The sequence below is a fragment of the Arthrobacter sp. MOO21 genome (assembly GCF_057369995.2).
This window is the reverse complement of the sequence record NZ_CM170671.2, coordinates 669,585-686,250: the sequence shown is the minus strand read 5'-3', so window position 1 is coordinate 686,250 and position 16,666 is coordinate 669,585. Positions and strand designations below refer to the sequence as shown.

15 protein-coding genes are annotated in these 16,666 nt (G+C 66.7%); 7 read left to right on the top strand and 8 right to left on the bottom strand.

All coding sequences use genetic code 11. The features are described 5' to 3' along the window. Nucleotides 1–48: 48 nt before the first annotated feature. From AC2JAJ_RS03090 to AC2JAJ_RS03080, 3 genes are all read right to left on the bottom strand, one after another. Nucleotides 49–1,248 (bottom strand): TerC family protein, encoded by a 1,200-nt coding sequence (locus AC2JAJ_RS03090; RefSeq protein ID WP_486414299.1) that lies wholly within the window; start codon nt 1,246–1,248, stop codon nt 49–51. A 39-nt stretch (nt 1,249–1,287) separates the two neighbouring features. Continuing rightward, nucleotides 1,288–2,994 carry a RecQ family ATP-dependent DNA helicase gene (locus AC2JAJ_RS03085; RefSeq protein ID WP_501053354.1) on the bottom strand — a complete coding sequence of 569 codons (1,707 nt, stop codon included), beginning with the start codon at nt 2,992–2,994 and terminating at the stop codon, nt 1,288–1,290. A 161-nt stretch (nt 2,995–3,155) separates the two neighbouring features. Further along, nucleotides 3,156–4,130, bottom strand: coding sequence for an aldo/keto reductase (locus AC2JAJ_RS03080; protein WP_486414300.1), 975 nt, complete (start codon nt 4,128–4,130; stop codon nt 3,156–3,158). Between the two features lie 306 nt (nt 4,131–4,436). On the opposite strand from AC2JAJ_RS03080, the gene fdhA reads away from it, so the two are divergent. The 5 genes from fdhA to AC2JAJ_RS03055 all read left to right on the top strand — a co-directional run bounded on the left by fdhA (nt 4,437) and on the right by AC2JAJ_RS03055 (nt 9,461). Beyond that, nucleotides 4,437–5,648 (top strand): formaldehyde dehydrogenase, glutathione-independent, encoded by a 1,212-nt coding sequence (gene fdhA, locus AC2JAJ_RS03075; protein ID WP_486414301.1) that lies wholly within the window; start codon nt 4,437–4,439, stop codon nt 5,646–5,648. Nucleotides 5,649–5,761: 113 nt separating this feature from the next. After that, nucleotides 5,762–6,115 carry a GNAT family N-acetyltransferase gene (locus AC2JAJ_RS03070; RefSeq protein ID WP_221387036.1) on the top strand — a complete coding sequence of 118 codons (354 nt, stop codon included), beginning with the start codon at nt 5,762–5,764 and terminating at the stop codon, nt 6,113–6,115. A 202-nt stretch (nt 6,116–6,317) separates the two neighbouring features. Further along, on the top strand, nt 6,318–7,253 hold the full coding sequence (locus AC2JAJ_RS03065) for a serine hydrolase (protein WP_473693705.1): 936 nt from the start codon (nt 6,318–6,320) through the stop codon (nt 7,251–7,253). A gap of 67 nt (nt 7,254–7,320) precedes the next feature. After that, nucleotides 7,321–8,685 (top strand): MFS transporter, encoded by a 1,365-nt coding sequence (locus AC2JAJ_RS03060; RefSeq protein WP_486414302.1) that lies wholly within the window; start codon nt 7,321–7,323, stop codon nt 8,683–8,685. A gap of 32 nt (nt 8,686–8,717) precedes the next feature. Then, nucleotides 8,718–9,461, top strand: coding sequence for a dienelactone hydrolase family protein (locus AC2JAJ_RS03055; RefSeq protein ID WP_486414303.1), 744 nt, complete (start codon nt 8,718–8,720; stop codon nt 9,459–9,461). Nucleotides 9,462–9,562: 101 nt separating this feature from the next. Here the strand turns inward: AC2JAJ_RS03055 and AC2JAJ_RS03050 are convergent, their stop codons facing one another. The 4 genes from AC2JAJ_RS03050 to AC2JAJ_RS03035 form a co-directional block, all read right to left on the bottom strand. Continuing rightward, nucleotides 9,563–10,858: a hemolysin family protein gene (locus AC2JAJ_RS03050; protein WP_486414304.1), complete on the bottom strand. Its 1,296-nt coding sequence runs from the start codon at nt 10,856–10,858 to the stop codon at nt 9,563–9,565. A 70-nt stretch (nt 10,859–10,928) separates the two neighbouring features. Continuing rightward, the gene (locus AC2JAJ_RS03045; RefSeq protein ID WP_486414305.1) at nt 10,929–11,681 is read right to left on the bottom strand and encodes an SDR family NAD(P)-dependent oxidoreductase; all 753 of its coding nucleotides are present in this window, start codon (nt 11,679–11,681) and stop codon (nt 10,929–10,931) included. Nucleotides 11,682–11,698: 17 nt separating this feature from the next. Further along, nucleotides 11,699–12,544, bottom strand: a complete 846-nt coding sequence (locus tag AC2JAJ_RS03040) for a fumarylacetoacetate hydrolase family protein (RefSeq protein ID WP_486414306.1) — start codon at nt 12,542–12,544, stop codon at nt 11,699–11,701. A 37-nt stretch (nt 12,545–12,581) separates the two neighbouring features. Next, complete coding sequence (locus tag AC2JAJ_RS03035; RefSeq protein WP_486414307.1) at nt 12,582–13,550, bottom strand: aldo/keto reductase; 969 nt, start codon at nt 13,548–13,550, stop codon at nt 12,582–12,584. 165 nt (nt 13,551–13,715) lie between these two features. Here AC2JAJ_RS03035 and AC2JAJ_RS03030 point away from each other — a divergent pair, with 165 nt between their 5' ends. Together AC2JAJ_RS03030 and AC2JAJ_RS03025 are read left to right on the top strand one after the other, a co-directional pair. Beyond that, nucleotides 13,716–14,486, top strand: coding sequence for a FadR/GntR family transcriptional regulator (locus AC2JAJ_RS03030; RefSeq protein WP_486414308.1), 771 nt, complete (start codon nt 13,716–13,718; stop codon nt 14,484–14,486). Continuing rightward, a complete protein-coding gene (locus tag AC2JAJ_RS03025; protein ID WP_486414309.1) occupies nt 14,479–15,825 on the top strand; it encodes an alpha-L-fucosidase in 1,347 nt (448 codons plus the stop codon). Before AC2JAJ_RS03030 ends, AC2JAJ_RS03025 begins: the two co-directional genes overlap by 8 nt. A gap of 78 nt (nt 15,826–15,903) precedes the next feature. Here AC2JAJ_RS03025 and AC2JAJ_RS03020 read toward each other — a convergent pair whose 3' ends face one another. After that, nucleotides 15,904–16,656, bottom strand: coding sequence for an ArsR/SmtB family transcription factor (locus AC2JAJ_RS03020; RefSeq protein WP_473693683.1), 753 nt, complete (start codon nt 16,654–16,656; stop codon nt 15,904–15,906). Nucleotides 16,657–16,666: the final 10 nt, after the last annotated feature.

Genomic DNA, 16,666 nt, shown 5'->3' with positions numbered 1-16,666 from the left:
CACTGACAAACGGGTCCGGCCGCAGCCATCCGTGATGGCCCGGCAGGGTCAGCCCTTGGCGTCCGCCCGCACCTGGGCTTTGTCGTGCTCGGTGTGGGCGTTGCGCAGCAGCTCCATGAACTCGGATTCGTGCCGGACCAGCCGCTTGTATTTCTCCGGAAGCTTGCGGATCTGCTCTTCCTCGCGGACCATCCGGGTGAAGATCTTGTCCCGCTCCGCCATGTCCGTCTCGTAGTTCAGGTCCAGGTACTCGGTGGCGTGCCGCCGGGCACCCGAAACGGCGTTCTTGGCCTTGCCCTTGGGACTGAAGATGGAAGCCAGGATGGTGACCAGCAGGACGCCGAGGATCACGCTCAGGGAGAGCCCGGTGCTCACCTCCACCACGTTGACGTGCTCGCCGTCGTTGATGAACGGCAGCGTGTTCTCGTGGAGCGCGTGCAGGATGAGTTTCACGCCGATGAAGCCCAGGATCACGGCCAGGCCGTAGGAGAGGAAGATCAGCCGGTCCAGCAGGCCGTCGATCAGGAAGAAGAGCTGCCGCAGGCCCATCAGGGAGAACGCGGTGGCGGTGAACACGATGAAGACGTTCTGGGTGAGGCCGAAGATTGCCGGAATCGAGTCCAGGGCGAACAGGATGTCAGTGCCGCCGATCGCCACCATTACCAGCAGCATCGGCGTCAGGACCCGCTTGCCGTCCTCCATAGTGAAGAGTTTGTCGCCGTCGTAGTGCTGCGAGGCGGGCAGGAACTTCTTGGCGAGCCTCACCACCAGGCCGTCGGAGTCGTCGTCGTGGCTGTCCGGCTTGAGCAGGTTGCCGGCAGTCACCAGCAGGATGAGCCCGAAGATGTAGAACACCCAGGCGAAACTGGTGATCAACGCAGCGCCAAGGAAAATGAACGCAGTACGGGCGATCAGCGAGAACACGATTCCGAACAGCAGCACCTTCTGCTGGTCCGCGCGGGGCACCTTGAAGCTGGCCATGATGATCAGGAACACGAAGAGGTTGTCCACGGACAGCGCCTTTTCGGTGACGTAGCCGGCGAAGTACTCGGTGCCCATGGTGGGGCCGCCGAACACCAGCACCCCGAGCCCGAACACCAGCGCGATGCCCACGTAGATCGCGGACCAGGTGGCGGACTCCTTGAGGGACGGCGTGTGCGCCTTGCGGACGTGGAAGAAGAAATCGAAGGCCAGCAGCCCCACGATTCCCACTATGGTCACGGTCCAAACATAAGCAGGTACTTCCACGCGGCGGGCCTTTCGTCGGGGTTGCCCCCCCCAGCCTACCTAAGCGGGCTTCAGGAGTTCGTGCTCCATGACGGCGGACCGCGACAGGGTTTTGTACCCTTCGTGTTCGAAAAGGACCGTGATCACGTCGTCCTCGTGCCGCATCACCAGTCCCGGCCCCCAGTCCTTGTGGACCACGGCGGACTGGAGCGGGAACGGTCCGTCGGCGGCGGAAGCCGGCCGGCCGCCGTCGGACGCCCTGCCCGGCTGGTCCGTGGCTGGCTGGTCCGTGCCCGGCTGCGCTTTGTCGTGGCCGGTGGCCGCGGTGCACCCGTCGCAGTTCCCGCACGGCCCAGGCAATTCCTCGCCGAAGTAGCCCAGCAGGAACTGCCGCCGGCAGCCGTCCGTCTCCGCGTAGGCCCGCATCATGGTGAGCCGGGAATGGTCCACGCGCTGCCGGGCTTCGGCGCGTTCGACGGCGTCCTTCACCAGGGCGGGCAGCTTGGCTTTTGATTTCAGCCGGATGCCGCGCTTGCCGATGCTGACGGCACCGACTTCCTGCAGCTGGTTGACCAGTGAGGTGATGCGCCGGGCAGGGAAGCCGGTCAGCTCGGCGAGGGAGGACTTGGGCGCGGGAGCGCTGGCCGCTTTGAGGACCTTCAGCACTGCCAGCAGGGAATCAGGATCCGCCGAATGGGTGCCAAAGAACTTGCGCAGTCCCAGATCCTCCGACCGGTAATGCAGCACGGCAGATGCTGGGTTGCCGTCCCGGCCCGCGCGCCCGATCTCCTGGTAGTACGCGTCGAGGGATTCGGGAATGTCCGCATGGACCACGAACCGGACGTTCGGCTTGTCGATGCCCATGCCGAAGGCCGTGGTGGCCACCACCACGTCCAGCCCGTCAGCCAGGAACTCTTCGTGGATGCGTTCCCGGTCGGCGGCGGAACGCCCGGCGTGGTAGGCCTCCGCGCGCAGCCCTTCCTTGGCCAGCTTGGCTGCGTACTTCTCGGTGTCCTTCCGGGTGGCCGCATACAGGAGCCCCGGCCCCTGCCTGGCAAAGTCCACCACCTGCGCCAGTACTGCCTTGCGCTTGCCCTTGTCCTCGTGGTGCCGGACCACGTCCAGGCTGATGTTGGGCCGGTCGAAGCCGCGGACCAGGACCAGCGGGTCCACCATGCCCAGCCGCTCCACGATCTCATCCCGCACCGGCGGTGAGGCCGTGGCGGTCAGTGCGGCGACCGGCGGATTTCCCAGCTGCGTTCGGACGTTGCCCAGGCCCAGGTAGTCGGGACGGAAGTCATGGCCCCAGGAGGAAACACAGTGGGCCTCGTCCACCACGAACAGGGAGATGTCCAGTGCGGCGATCCGCTCCACCGTGGACTGCTTGGCCAGCTGCTCGGGGGCCAGGAAGACGAACACGGCCTTGCCGGCTTCGGCCGCCTCCCATGCGGCCTCTACCTCGGAGTCGCTGTGGGATGAGTTGATGGCGACGGCGGTATCCGGGCCCAGGTTCCCGGCCAGCGCGTCCAGCTGGTCCTCCTGCAGGGCAATAAGGGGTGAAACCACGACGGCGGGACGTCCCGTTGCGTTGTGCAGGTGGAGGGCTGCGACCTGGTAGATGGCGGATTTGCCGTATCCGGTGGGCATGACGGCCAGGACGTCCCTGCCGTCCACGAGGGCGCCCATACCGGCCAGCTGGCCGTCGCGGAGGTGGGGCAGGGACAAGGAGGAAGCGGCGAGGGCGCTGAGGGCCGAATCGTCGGACATGGAACTGGACTCCGGACAGACGTAAACAGCGGCCGCCTGCTTCAGCCGTACGTCCACCCTACGCGTTTTCAATGTGGCTCATAACCGGCCTGGGCCCGCATGGGCGGCGCTGGCCAGCAACACCCAGGCGGCCCGGGCCGGTGGCAGGGTTCCAGGGACGGTTATGTGTCGATGCTGGACATGTTGGGGTAGCGGGCGCCGGCAGTCGCCCCGGCGGGTGCCATCTGCTCCAGTAGCTGGAGGTCCTCCACGCCGAGCTCAATGTCCACCGCGCCCAGGTTCTCCCGCAGCCGTTCGCGCTTCTTGGTGCCGGGAATCGGGACAACGTGCTCACCCTGCGCCAGCAGCCAGGCGAGCGCCAACTGCCCGGGCGTGCAGCCCTTACGGTCGGCCAGCTCCTTCACCCGGTCCACGAGTTCCAGGTTCCGGGCGAAGTTCCCGCCCTGGAAGCGGGGGGAGTGCCGGCGGAAGTCATCCTCGGCGAAGTCGTCCACGCTGCGGATCTGCCCGGTGAGGAAGCCGCGGCCCAGCGGGCTGTAGGGCACGAAGCCGATGCCCAGCTCCGCGAGCACGGGGAACACCTTGGTCTCGGGCTCCCGTTCCCACAGCGAATACTCGGTCTGCAGCGCCGTGATGGGATGCACGGCGTGGGCCCGGCGGATGGTCTCCGCCGAAGCTTCGGACAGGCCCAGGTGCCGGACCTTTCCTGCCTGCACCAGTTCCGCCATGGCGCCCACCGTGTCCTCGATGGGCACGGTCTTGTCCACGCGGTGCTGGTAGTAGAGGTCGATGTGGTCCACTCCCAGCCGCTTGAGGCTGGCATCGCAGGCGGCCCGGACGTAGTCGGGATGGCCGTTGATGCCCACCCACGAACCGTCTTCGCGGCGTTCGTTGCCGAATTTGGTGGCCACCACCACGTCGTCGCGGCGTCCGGCGATGGCACGGCCCACCAGTTCCTCGTTGGTGAAGGGGCCGTACATGTCGGCAGTATCGAGCAGGGTCCCGCCGGCGTCCAGGAACTCATGGATGGTGGCGATCGACTCCTGCTCGTCCCCGTCGCCGTAGAACTCGCTCATGCCCATGCAGCCAAGGCCCAGGGCGGAAACCGTCAGTTGTCCAATAGTGCGCGTTTTCATGCCGTTCTCCTTCAAGGTGGAACCTGCTCGGGAACCGGCCAAGCGGCATTTGCGGAAGCCGGCTGGTGCAGCGTACGCCACTATAGGTGCCCACCCTTGGAGTTGCCTCGAAAAACAAGGGGCTTCCTACCCCTAGACCCCTATGGGGAGCGTGCCTAGACTGGGCGAATCCCCACCCGGGAACTGGTACCTGACCATGCCAAACATCAGGAAGCACCACAGGGCCAGGGCTGTTCCCCGCACGGGATGTCTCACCTACCCAGATCATGGCCGTCCCACCGGACGCCTGACTATAGGAGAAAATTGATGACAGGGAACAAAGCCGTTGCCTACAAGGAAGCCGGCAAGGTCGAAGTAATTGACATTGATTACCCAACGTTTGAGCTCAAGGACGGACCGGGGGTCAACCCCGCGAACGTGGGGCGGGCAGTCAACCACGGCGTGATCCTCAAAACGGTGGCCACCAACATCTGCGGGTCCGACCAGCACATGGTCCGCGGCCGCACCACAGCTCCGCCCAACCTGGTGCTCGGCCACGAAATCACCGGCGAAGTGGTGGAAGTGGGCCGGGACGTCGAATTCATCAAAGTGGGCGACCTGTGCTCGGTGCCGTTCAACATCGCCTGCGGCCGCTGCCGCAACTGCAAGGAGCGCAAGACCGGCATCTGCCTCAACGTCAACCCGGACCGGCCCGGCAGCGCCTACGGCTACGTGGACATGGGCGGCTGGGTGGGCGGCCAGGCCAACTATGTGCTGGTGCCGTACGCGGACTGGAACCTGCTGAAGTTCCCGGACAAGGACCGGGCCATGGAGAAGATCATGGACCTGGCCATGCTCTCGGACATCTTCCCCACCGGCTTCCACGGCGCAGTCACCGCCGGGGTGGGCGTTGGCTCCACGGTGTATGTCGCGGGAGCAGGTCCTGTTGGCCTCGCAGCGGCGACCAGCGCGCATTTGCTGGGCGCCGCCGTCGTTATTGTTGGCGACCTCAATGAGGACAGGCTGGCGCGGGCGCGCAGCTTCGGCTGCGAAACGGTGGACCTCACCAAGGGCGATCCCAAGGACCAGATTGACCAGATCCTGGGTGTGCCTGAGGTGGACTGCGGTGTGGACGCCGTGGGCTTCGAAGCGCGCGGCCACGGAAAGGGCGCCCAGGAAGCGCCGGCAACCGTCCTGAACGACCTCATGGACATCACCGCCGCAGGCGGCGCCCTCGGCATTCCCGGCCTGTATGTCACGGGCGACCCGGGCGGCATCGACGAAGCTGCCAAGAAGGGCTCACTGAGCCTCAGCCTGGGCACGGGCTGGGCGAAGTCGCTCAGCTTCACCACAGGCCAGTGCCCGGTGATGAAGTACAACCGGCAGCTGATGATGGCCATCCTGAACGACAAGGTGAACATCGCCAAGAACGTGAACGCCAAGGCGATCACGCTTGAGGAAGCGCCGCAGGGTTACGCCGAATTCGACGCCGGTGCTGCCACCAAGTACGTCCTGAATCCGAACGGCTACCTGAGCTGACCCGGCGGGCGGACGGGGATGCCGCCTGGGAGCCGTCGTTTGCGGAAATAAGTGCGGCCCGGGCCGGGTTAGGCTTTGCACCGGCAGCACTATCCGCAACGAAGGAGTTTCCCTTGAGTGACATCACCGTCCGCCACAACCCTGAACGCCAGCGTTTCGAGATCCTTGACGCGGGAAACCGGATCGGCAAGGCGGCGTACAAGGATTACGACGGCGGGACGGCACCGCAGCGGATTTTCTACCACACGGTGATCAACGAGGAATACGGCGGCCAGGGCCTGGCGGGCCGGCTGGCGGGGGTTGCACTGGACAGCACGGTGGACGCAGGCATGGGGATCGTCCCCGTCTGCCCGTTCATCAAGAAGTTCGTCGCAAAGCACCCCGAGTACCTGGGCAGCGTGGTGGCCGTGACGCCGGCCCACCTGGAATTCCTGGAAGCGGCGCTCGCGGCACGCACCCGCGCCTGACTTCCCGGGCAACCTACTTCCCGCAGCGCAATCCTCCCGCCGCGCAATCCTCCCGCAGCCCAGCCCCGCTGGGCGCTCCGGAAGACACTCCGCCGGCCATCAGGAAGCTCCCAAAATCCAGTGATTTAATCACCTCTGTCAGCGTGGTTTCGGACCGCGCTGACGTTGTTTGTGAATGCTGATCCGGGACAGGAGCCCTTGTATGTCCGTGCACCCCACGGTGCCCACGCCAGTCCGCGACGCACCTCCGCCGGGGCCTGGTGTACGGCAGCCCGGTAAACGGCAGGCCGCCCGGCGGCTGGTGCTGCTGTTCGTCGCCGTGGTGCTGGTCATCGGCGGCACCCTCACCCTCGCCGTGTCCCGCTCCGAACCCCGGTCAGGTGCAGCGGTGCCGGCCCAGCCGGCGGTGCCTGCCTCCCCGGTGGCGGCAGCCCCGGCGTCGTTGCAGGACAGGGTGGAATCCATCCTCAGCGAGGCGGACGAATACCGAATCGGGCTGGCCCTGGCCGACGTCAACGGGGGAGCGGAACGCACCTTCGGCGACGAGGAGGCCTTCACCGCGGCCAGCACGGCGAAAATCCTGACCGCTGCCGCCTACTACCACCTGGTGGAAAACGGCGAGGCCAGCCTGGACCAACCCCTGGGCGACTACGATGCAGCCTTCCAGCTCAAGGCGATGGTCAACGACAGCAACAACGACTCCTGGCTGCTGCTCATGGATGCGGTTGGCTACCCCCGGCTGATCGACTACGCAAAGTCCATCGGCGTCACCTACGACCCTGAGCAGAACCTCCTGACCGCCGCGGACATGGCCCTGGTGCTGAAGAAGTTGTACGCGGGGGAACTGCTCAACGAGGACAACACCGAAGAGCTGCTCAGCTACATGCAGGACACCAACAACGAGGACCTCATTCCTGCCGGTTCGAAAGCAGGCGTGGAGGTGCACCACAAATACGGGGAACTGTCCGGGGAGCTGCACGATGCGGCGCTCGTGACGTACCGCGGTTCAACGTTTGCGCTGGTGATCTACACCGAGAACCCCGACGGCGTGCAGGACGACGGCCAGGCGGACGTGATCCGTGCACTGACGCGGGCCGTGGAGGACGCCCTGTTCCCGGCGGTGACGGCGCCCAGGTAAGGCACGCCACAGGCCGCGCGGGGCCTCAAAGTCGCCCGCGCCTCGCGCTGTAGGACAGACTGTTACCGTGAGCAACAAACCCCGGACTGCCTTGGCCGTCGCCGGCCTCAGCCTGGGCACGGCACTGAACCCGCTGAACTCCTCCATGATCGCCGTGGCCCTGGTGGTGCTGCGCGCCGACTTCGGGCTCGACGTCGCTGCCGTCACCTGGGTGATTACCTCCTTCTATCTCGCCTCCGCCGCGGGCCAGCCGGTGATGGGCAGGCTGGCCGACCGGTTCGGACCGCGGCGGATGTTCATGCTCGGGATGGCACTGGTGGCTGTGACGTGTGCCCTGGCGCCGCTGGCACCAAATTTCGCGCTGCTCTGCGTGGCGCGCGCGGTCATGGCCCTCGGCACGGCAACGGCATACCCCAGTGCCGTGGTGATGGTCGGCGCGCTGGCGCACCGGGCGAAAGTGGACTCGGCGCGGCCCCTGGGGCGCCTGCAGATGGCCAACACCTCGGCTGCCGCGGTGGGGCCCGTCGTCGGCGGCCTGCTGGTGGCGCTTGTGGGCTGGGAGGCGCTCTTCCTGATCAACGTTCCCCTGGCGCTGGCCGCGCTGCTGATCGTCCGGCGTGCGGCGCCGCCGGACCAGGTCAGGGAGCACGGCAGTGTGGCGGAGCTGCTGCGGGACTCGGACATTCCCGGGATCGCCGGTTTCATCGGGGCCCTGCTGCTGGTGATGATGGCCGCGCTCAACGTCGCCCCGGCCTACCGCTGGTGGATGCTGGCCGCCGGAACCGTCATCGCGGCGCTGTTCACGTGGCGTGAGCTGCGCTTCGCCAGGCCGTTCCTGGACCTGCGCCTGCTGGGGCGGAACCGGCCCCTGATGCTGGTCTACCTGGCCTTCGCTGTGTTCAGCAGCGTCTACTACTTCGTCTTCTTCGGCCTGCCGCAGCTGCTGCAGGAGGCCGGCGGCTACGATCCGGGCCTGGTGGGGCTGCTGATGCTGCCCCTGGCGGGGATGTCCGTGGTGGCCACCCCGTGGGCAGTCTCCGCGATGGGACGGTTCGGGGTGCGCCGGGTGCTGATTGCCGGCGTCGTCCTCTTGACCGTGGTGGCCGCGCTGATGTGGCTGCTGACCGGCACCTTGGCCATTCCGTTCGTGGTGGTGCTCACCGGCCTGATGGGCCTCCCGTACGGGACCGTCAGCATCGCCTCCAACCAGGGCATGTTCCTTTCCACCCGGCCGCAGGACCGCGGTATCGCCGCCGGCATCTACCAGACCTGCCGGTACGTGGGAGCCATCACCGCCACGGTCATGATCGGCGTGTTCGCCTCCGGTGGGGTGGACCAGGCCGGCTGGATGCGGATGGTGCTGGCCATGCTGGTCCTCTGCGCGGTGACCTTGGGCATCTCGGTGTTCTGGAAGCAGCAAACCAACCCCTAGGAACCGCCCTGTCCGCGTGCCATGCTGGCCCCATGGGAAACATGATGACGCTCGGAAACGCCTCGACGTCGGTGCATGCCTACGTCAGTGAACCCGCCGGGACGCCCCGGGGCGGCCTGGTGGTGGTCCACGAAGTGTGGGGCCTGGTGGGCCATACCAAGGACGTCGCGGACCGGTTCGCCGCCGAGGGGTACTTGGCGGTGGCGCCCGACCTGCTGACCGGTGCCGGGGGAACGGCGGACCTCACCGGAGAGCTGCAGGAGGCGGCGTTCGATCCTCGGCAGCGCAGCAACGCCCAGCCGCGGCTGCGGAAACACATGGCCCCCATCCGCTCCCCGGAATACGCCAAGCACGCCGTCGCCGCCCTCCGCGCCTGCTTCGACCACCTCGAGGGCGTGCCGGGACTGGCCGGAAGGGTGGCGGCCACGGGCTTTTGCCTGGGCGGGACCTACACGTTCTCACTGGCCGTTGCCGAGTCCCGGCTGCGGGCCGCCGTCCCGTTCTACGGCCACGCCGAGTTCAGGGACCCGGAGCTGCGTGCCATCTCCTGCCCGGTCCTGGCCTTCTACGGGGAGAACGACAGCGCGCTCATGGAGGAGCTGCCCGGGCTGAAGAAGCGGATGCAGGCGGCCGGCGTGGAGTTCGAAGCCGTGGTGTACCCGGGGACGGGCCACGCCTTCTTCAACGACACCAACAAATACACCTACAACGCGGAGGCTGCGACGGACGCCTGGACCCGCACTCTCGCGTTCCTGGAGCGTCACTTGCAGAAGTAGACCTCGCGGTCGTACTGCAGGCTGTCCCTGACCTGGTGGTTGGGCCGCCTTTGGCACCTGGGCAGCGTGCCGCCGTCGTGCCTTTCAGCCTGGTTCGCCTCTTATCCTGGCTGGCCACCCAGCGGGGTGACCCGGACCCGCGCAATCCGGAGCCGGTCCATGGCAAGGACTGTCAGCACGTGTCCGGGAATCTGGACCCTGTCGCCGGTCTTGGGCAGGCGGCCCAGCCGGTCCATGATGAACCCGGCCACCGTCTCGTAGTGGCCCTCCGGCAGGTCGATCCCGGCGGCCGCCCTGAACTCCTGCAGGATCAGGCCGCCATCCACGTCGATGGTCCCGTTGGCCACGCTGACACGGTCCTCGTGCTCCGTGCCGGTGTCGTACTCGTCGTAGATCTCGCCCACCAGTTCCTCCACCAGGTCTTCGAGCGTGACCACACCGTCCGTGCCGCCGTACTCGTCCACCACCAGCGCGATGTGCTGGTTGGTCCTGCGCATGCGGGACAGCGACGGCAGCACCCGGTTCGTGCCGGGCAGTGGGAGGATTTCCCGCGCGATGTCGCGCACCGGCGCCTGGTCCTGCGCCTCATCCCGGGGCATCAGGTCGCGGATGTGCACGAAGCCCAGCACGTCGTCGGGGTTTCTGCCGATGACGGGGAACCGGGAGTAGGGCCCGTCCCTGACCATCCTGCGGGCGTCGGCCACCGTCATGGCACCGTCGATGAAGATGACCTCCGTGCGCGGCCGCATCACTTCCTGCAGCGTCCTGTCGCCGGCGCCGAACACGTCGGCCAGGATGGTCCGGCTGTTCTCTTCGATCAGTTCGTTCTCCGCCACCATGTCCCAGAGCTCTTCGGAACTGATGCTTTCCCGCCTGGCGTGCGGGTCGCCGCCCACCAGCCGGACCACCGCATTGGTGGATACCGACAGGAGCCAGATAACCGGCCGCATGATTTTGGCGAGGATGATCAGCGGCGGGGCCAGGATTTTGGTGAAGGGGACGGGCCTTTGCAGCGCCAGCCTCTTGGGCGCCAGTTCACCGAGCACCAGCGACAGGTAGGCCACCAGCAGGGTCATGCCGATCAAGGACACGGGCCCGGCCGCCGCCCCCAGCCCGAGGGCTTCCAGCAGGGGCACGACGGCGGGCGCGATCGCCGAGGCGCCGTACGCTGCGGAGAAGAATCCGGACAGGGTCACCCCGATCTGGACGGTGGAAAGGAACCGGTTCGGGTTGCGTGCCAGGTCGGCAGTCCGGGCACCGAGGTCCCCGGACTTTTCAATCCGGCGGACCTGGCTTTCGCGGAGGGAGACGAGCGCCATTTCGGCGGCAGCGAAGACCCCGCCGAGCAGCACGAAACCGAGAACCAAGGCGACGTTGAGCAGGGCACTGCTGTCCATGACATGACATTACCGGCCCGCGGCTCCCGTGGCGGCCGGCTTGGACCACCGCTGCCAGAAGGCGGCGCCGTCAGGAGGCGGAGCGGGGCCGCAGCCGGAGCGCCTGCATGCCACCATCTACGGCAAGGTCCACTCCGGTAGTGGACCCGGAGAGCGGGCTGGCCAGGTAAACGATGGCTGCCGCAACTTCCTCCGGGGAGACCAGCCGCCCGTGCGGCTGGCGCGACTCCAGCGCCGCCCGTTCCGCCGCGGGATCCGGTGCGCTGGAGAGGAGCCTGCCGATCCAGGGGGTGTCTGCAGTCCCCGGATTGACGCAGTTGACCCTCACGCCTTCCGGCAGGTGGTCTGCGGCCATGGCCAGGGTGAGTGACAGTACGGCGCCCTTCGTCGCGCTGTAGAGGGCGCGCTGGGGGAGCCCTGCGGTGGCTGCGACCGAGCACGTGTTCACGATCGCCGCGTGGCCGGACCGGCGCAGGTGGGGCAGGGCGGCCCTTGAGACGCGGACCATCCCCAGCACGTTGATGTCGAACACGCGGTGCCATTCGTCGTCGTCGTTCGCCTCGATGGTGCCCTGGGCACCCACCCCGGCGTTGTTAACCACGACGTCGATCCCGCCCAGTTGCTCTGCGGCCTCTTCGACAGCCCGGCGGACCGAGGCGTCGTCGGAGACGTCGCAGCGGATGGCTTTGACCCCGGCCGCCTGGTCCGGGTTGAGGTCCAGCACGGCGACATCGGCTCCGCGCTCCTGGAGCAGTTTCGCCGTCGCGGCCCCGATCCCGGAGGCTCCGCCGGTGACGATTGCCTTAAGTCCCGCAAACTCCATTGTTTGTCCTCTCGTGGTTAACCCTGGAAGAATTCCTGGCGCTGGCGGCCCAGTCCCGCCACTTCGATGTCGACGACGTCCCCGGCCTTCAGGTAAGGGAAGCGCCCGGACAGGGCTACTCCCTCCGGGGTGCCGGTGCAGACCAAGTCACCCGGTTCAAGGACCAGGAACTGGCTCAGGTCATAGATCACCTGCTCCACACCGAAGATCAGGTCCCGGGTGCTGGAGTCCTGGCGGATTTCGCCGTTGACCCAGCTGCGCAGCCGAAGGTCCCCGGCATCCACCTCATCGGGGGTGACCAGGTACGGTCCGGTGGGACAAAATCCTGCACAGCTCTTTCCCTTGGACCATTGGCCGCCGGACACTTCCAGCTGGAACGTGCGCTCGGACAGATCATTGACGGTGACGTAGCCGGCGATATAGTCCCGGGCCTGCGCAGGGGATTCCAGGTACGAGGCGCGCCGGCCGATGACCACGCCCAATTCGACTTCCCAGTCGGTCTTCGTGGAACCACGCGGAATCGCCACGGCATCGAACGGGCCAGCCACGGTGTTGGGGGCCTTGTGGAAGATGATGGGCACGGTAGGGGGAGCAGAGCCCGACTCGGCGGCGTGCGCGGCGTAGTTCATGCCCACACAGATCACGGAGGACGGCCTGGCGATCGGTGCACCGATCCGGGCGCCGTCCACGGTGAGTTCCGCCAGTTCCCCCGCGGCCAGCGCCGCTGCCGCGCGGCCGGGACCGTCGGATTCCCAGAAATCGGCGTCGATGTCCCGGGCCACGTGTTCCAGGGAGTAGTACTTCTTCCCGTGCAGCAGGGCGGGGACTTCCTTGCCGGGGGCACCTATGCGTGCAAATTGCATTCGTTTCTTCTTTTCTTGGTTGTGCGTGGTGGGTTTTTTAAGTGATCAGTCCGCGGTCGCGGAGGTCAGCCCACAGCTGGTCCGGGACGGCCTGCGAGGCCAGGTCCAGGTTTTGCTTCACCTGTGCCGGCGTCCGCATGCCAAGGACAACGCTGGTGACGGCGGGGTGCTGGTAGGGGAAGTGGAGGGCGGCGGCGGGCAGCGTGGTGCCGTGGGATTCGCAGACGTCTGCCAGCAGGTTGGCCCTGTCCAGCAAATCCTGCGGGGCCGGGGCGTAGTTATAGGTGGCGTTGGCCGCGGGCCGCTCCTTGGACAGCAGGCCCGAATTGAAGACACCGACGTTCACCACGCCAACCCCGCGCTCCAGGCAGGCAGGAAGCAGGTCCTGTGCTGCACCCTGCTCAAGGAGCGTGTACCGGCCGGCCAGCATGACAACGTCGATGTCCGTTTCGGTGACGAACCTGTGGAGCATCCCGGATTGGTTCATGCCTGCGCCCCAGGCCCTGATGACCCCTTCGTCCCGCAGGGCGGACAGCGCCGGGGCGGCGCCCTCCACGGCCTCGGTCCAGTAGTCGTCAGGGTCGTGGATGTAGACGATGTCGATCCGGTCGGTCCCCAGCCGCTGCAGGCTTTCCTCGATGGAGCGCAGCACCCCGTCGCGGGAGTAGTCGCGGACCCGGATGAGGTCGTCCGGGACGTCGAAGCCCTCGGTGTCCTTGCCCTGCGGGGACGGGTTGGGGCGCAGGAGCCGCCCGATCTTCGTGCTGAGCACGTAACTGTCGCGGTCCTGCCCTGCGAGCGCGGCGCCCATGCGGCGTTCCGAGAGCCCCAGCCCGTAGTGCGGGGCGGTATCGAAATAGCGGACGCCGCCCTCCCAGGCCGCGCTGACGGCGTCCACCGCTTCCTGCTCCGGGACCTGCCGGTAGAGGTTGCCGATGGGGGCCCCGCCGAAGCCGAGCACCGGCAGCAGGACGTCCGTGCCGGGGATGGTGCGGGTTTCTTGCATGATCAGTCTTTCTCCTGGCGTGCAAGGTACACGGGTAACAGTTCATCAGATGTATTTCGCCCGTTTTGGTGACACTATAGGAATGGAGCCCGCTTTCCAAGCAATAGATCAGATGAATCACGTACAACTCGCGTCCATGCAGTAAGCACGGAGATAGGGGGCGGTATGTCCAACGGGTCCATGTCCCAGACCGACGTGGTCATCACTGGCTTGAAGCGCATGCTGACTTCCCGCCGGCTGCGGCCAGGTGACCGGCTGCCTGTCGAAAAGGACCTCGCGGCAGAGCTGCAGGTGTCCCGCGGCTCGCTGCGCGAAGGCGTGCGCGCGTTGTCCACCATGGGCATCCTGGAAACCAGGCAGGGTGCCGGGACTTTCGTCACCAAGCTGGAGCCAGCCGCCCTGCTTTCCGCCATGGAGTTCTGGGTGGGCCTGCAGGATGGGGAACGGGCCAACCAGGTGCACACGGTGCGCCGCGCACTGGAGACCGAGGCCGCGGCCGCGGCTGCTGTTTCCATTACCGAGCTGCAGCTGGCAGAGGCGGAGCGAATCCTGGAGCGGGCCGGCGAAGCCATACATGGCACGCCCATCGACCACGAGGGTGCGATGCGCTGCGACATCGAATTTCACCGGCTCATCGCGGAATCATCCGGGAACCACGTGCTGTCCGCCTTGATCGAGACAGTCTCCACCAGGACAGTCCGCGGGCGGATGTGGCGGTCAATCCACGACAGCGAGGGCCTCGTGGCCACCCACGGGGAGCATCTGGGCATTCTGGCGGCGCTGAGACGGCATGATGCCGACCGCGCGCGGACCCGGATGGCAAACCACCTGTATGCCGTAGAGGACTATGTCACGGCCATCCCGGAACATGAACTCGGCGAGCCTGCCGCCGAGACGGATGCCCCGAGCCCAGGTATTGGAGTACAGCATGACTGACAGCACAGCCACGCCTGAAGACTGGAACGAGTTGTCCCGGCCCTTGCCGGAGTGGTTCCAGAACGCGCCGTTCGGCATCTTTATCCACTGGGGCGCCTACTCCGTTCCCGCCTGGGCTGAACCCATTGGCGCCCTGGGCACCATCGAGGACCGCGAGTGGTTCACCCACAACCCCTACGCGGAGTGGTACTACAACACCATCCGCATCGACGGCAGCCCTGCCCAGCAGCACCACCGGGACGTGTACGGTGGCGAGGACTATGACGCCTTCCTGGACCAGTGGAAGGCCGAGCAGTTTGATCCTGCCGACTGGGTGGAGCTGTTCAAATTTGCCGGCGCCGACTACGTGGTGCCCACCACGAAGCACCATGACGGCATCGCCCTGTGGGACGCCCCGGGAACGGGGGAGCGGAACACTGTCCACCGTGGCCCGCGCAAGGACCTGATCGGCGAAATCGCCCGGGCCGTGGAGGACAACGGGCTGAAGCTGGGCCTTTACTACTCAGGCGGCCTGGACTGGCATGAGCGTCCCTTTCCGCCGCACATCACCAGTGAAAGCGTCCATGACACCTCCCGGCCCAAAGACGCCGGTTACGCGGAGTATGCGTACAACCATGTGGCCGACCTGGTGGACAAGTACCGGCCCCACGTCCTGTGGAATGACATTGAATGGCCCGACGCCAAGCACTTCGGTGAGCCTGGGCTCGGCACCCTGTTCGAACGTTTCTACGCGGCCGTTCCCGACGGCGTGGTGAACGACCGCTGGGGTGACACCCACCAGGACTACGCCACCAGCGAGTACGAAGCCGCCAGGGAGAACGAGTCCGAATCCGAGTGGGAGAACTGCAGGGGCATCGGATTCTCCTTCGGCTACAACCAGGTGGAAGGCCCGGAGCAGTCACTCACCGGCCAGGAGCTGGCGCGCCACCTGGCCGACGTTGTCTCCCGGGGCGGCCACTTCCTGCTCAACGTTGGCCCGAGGGCTGACGGCACCATCCCGGAGATCCAGCGGCAGGCCCTGACCGGGCTGGGCCACTGGATGGCAACCGCCAAGCAGTTCCTGGTGGGCGGGCGGCCGCTTCAGGCTGGCCCGGCGGCAGGCAGTGACGGGGACAGCTGGGTCCGCTGGCTGGACCGGGGGTCCGAAGTCGTCGCCTTCGTTGACTCGCTTGGCGGTAAGAGCGAGGCCGTGGTGACGCTGGACGCGGACGCGTTCTCCCTGGCGCGGGCGTCCGTGGAGGGCGGCGGCGGAACCGTGGAGGCTTCCGGCGATGCGCTCACGGTGACGCTGTCACCCGACCGTCCCGGTCCAGCCATCGTGCGCATTCCCCGGGCGTAGGCCCCGGGGTGCCTCCACGCCAGCACCACCACGACGGCGGCCGTCCCAACCAAGGGGACGGCCGCCGTCGTCGGCGTTTTACGTGTACATCAGCGACCCGGGCGTTGTGAGTTTCTCGCCGGTCTCCAGCCAGGTCTTCAGGCCGGAGAGGATCATCGGCCAGCCGCCGTAAAGCTGCTCGTTGGCGCCCTCGCGCAGGTCGCTGTGCGTGACGGTGAGATGGCAGGAATCGCCCACCGGTTCGATCTCCCAGGTGACCTTCGAGGTGCCCTCGGCCTTGACGTCTTCACCCCAAAGGGCCCGCATGGTCTGGACCAGGCGGCGCGGCGGATCCACCTCCAGGTTCTCGCCCTCGCCCAGCGGTGCACCCGCCTTGGGGTTGTTCATCACGAACCGGCCGCCCGGGGACCAGTCTGCCTCGATGGTGTTCCCGAACTGGTAGTTGCTGCGGATGTTGCTGTCCGTGATGGCTTCCCAGAGCCGTTCCGGCGTGGTCTTGATGTAAATCTCGAAGATCTTTTCCATGGGACTTTCCAATCTGGATTTGAGGTCGCTGAGGGCAGCGGCCCATGGTTCTGCGTATTTGCTGACCCACCGGTCGTGGACCAGCCGGATGGGCACCGGGTTCAGGAAGTGCAGTTTTTCCCGGCCGCGGCGCCGGGTGACCACCAGGCCCGCGTCCTCCAGGATGCGGAGGTGCTTGGCGATCCCGAACCGGCTCATGTCGAACCGTGCCTCAAGGGCGCTCAGCGATTGGCCGTCCTCGCGGAACAGCTCGTCGAGCAGGTCCCGGCGGGTGGGGTCGGAGAGTGCCTTGAACACGTCGTCCATGACCCCAATG

Bases quoted from the DNA above. Each gene is read 5' to 3' on its own strand.
- AC2JAJ_RS03050 (WP_486414304.1), bottom strand. From the start codon at position 10,858: ATGGACAGCAGTGCCCTGCTCAACGTCGCCTTGGTTCTCGGTTTCGTG.
- AC2JAJ_RS03030 (WP_486414308.1), top strand. From the start codon at position 13,716: ATGTCCAACGGGTCCATGTCCCAGACCGACGTGGTCATCACTGGCTTG.
- AC2JAJ_RS03020 (WP_473693683.1), bottom strand. From the start codon at position 16,656: ATGGACGACGTGTTCAAGGCACTCTCCGACCCCACCCGCCGGGACCTG.
- AC2JAJ_RS03035 (WP_486414307.1), bottom strand. From the start codon at position 13,550: ATGCAAGAAACCCGCACCATCCCCGGCACGGACGTCCTGCTGCCGGTG.
- AC2JAJ_RS03040 (WP_486414306.1), bottom strand. From the start codon at position 12,544: ATGCAATTTGCACGCATAGGTGCCCCCGGCAAGGAAGTCCCCGCCCTG.
- AC2JAJ_RS03045 (WP_486414305.1), bottom strand. From the start codon at position 11,681: ATGGAGTTTGCGGGACTTAAGGCAATCGTCACCGGCGGAGCCTCCGGG.
- AC2JAJ_RS03085 (WP_501053354.1), bottom strand. From the start codon at position 2,994: ATGTCCGACGATTCGGCCCTCAGCGCCCTCGCCGCTTCCTCCTTGTCC.
- fdhA (WP_486414301.1), top strand. From the start codon at position 4,437: ATGACAGGGAACAAAGCCGTTGCCTACAAGGAAGCCGGCAAGGTCGAA.
- AC2JAJ_RS03055 (WP_486414303.1), top strand. From the start codon at position 8,718: ATGGGAAACATGATGACGCTCGGAAACGCCTCGACGTCGGTGCATGCC.
- AC2JAJ_RS03025 (WP_486414309.1), top strand. From the start codon at position 14,479: ATGACTGACAGCACAGCCACGCCTGAAGACTGGAACGAGTTGTCCCGG.
- AC2JAJ_RS03065 (WP_473693705.1), top strand. From the start codon at position 6,318: ATGTCCGTGCACCCCACGGTGCCCACGCCAGTCCGCGACGCACCTCCG.
- AC2JAJ_RS03080 (WP_486414300.1), bottom strand. From the start codon at position 4,130: ATGAAAACGCGCACTATTGGACAACTGACGGTTTCCGCCCTGGGCCTT.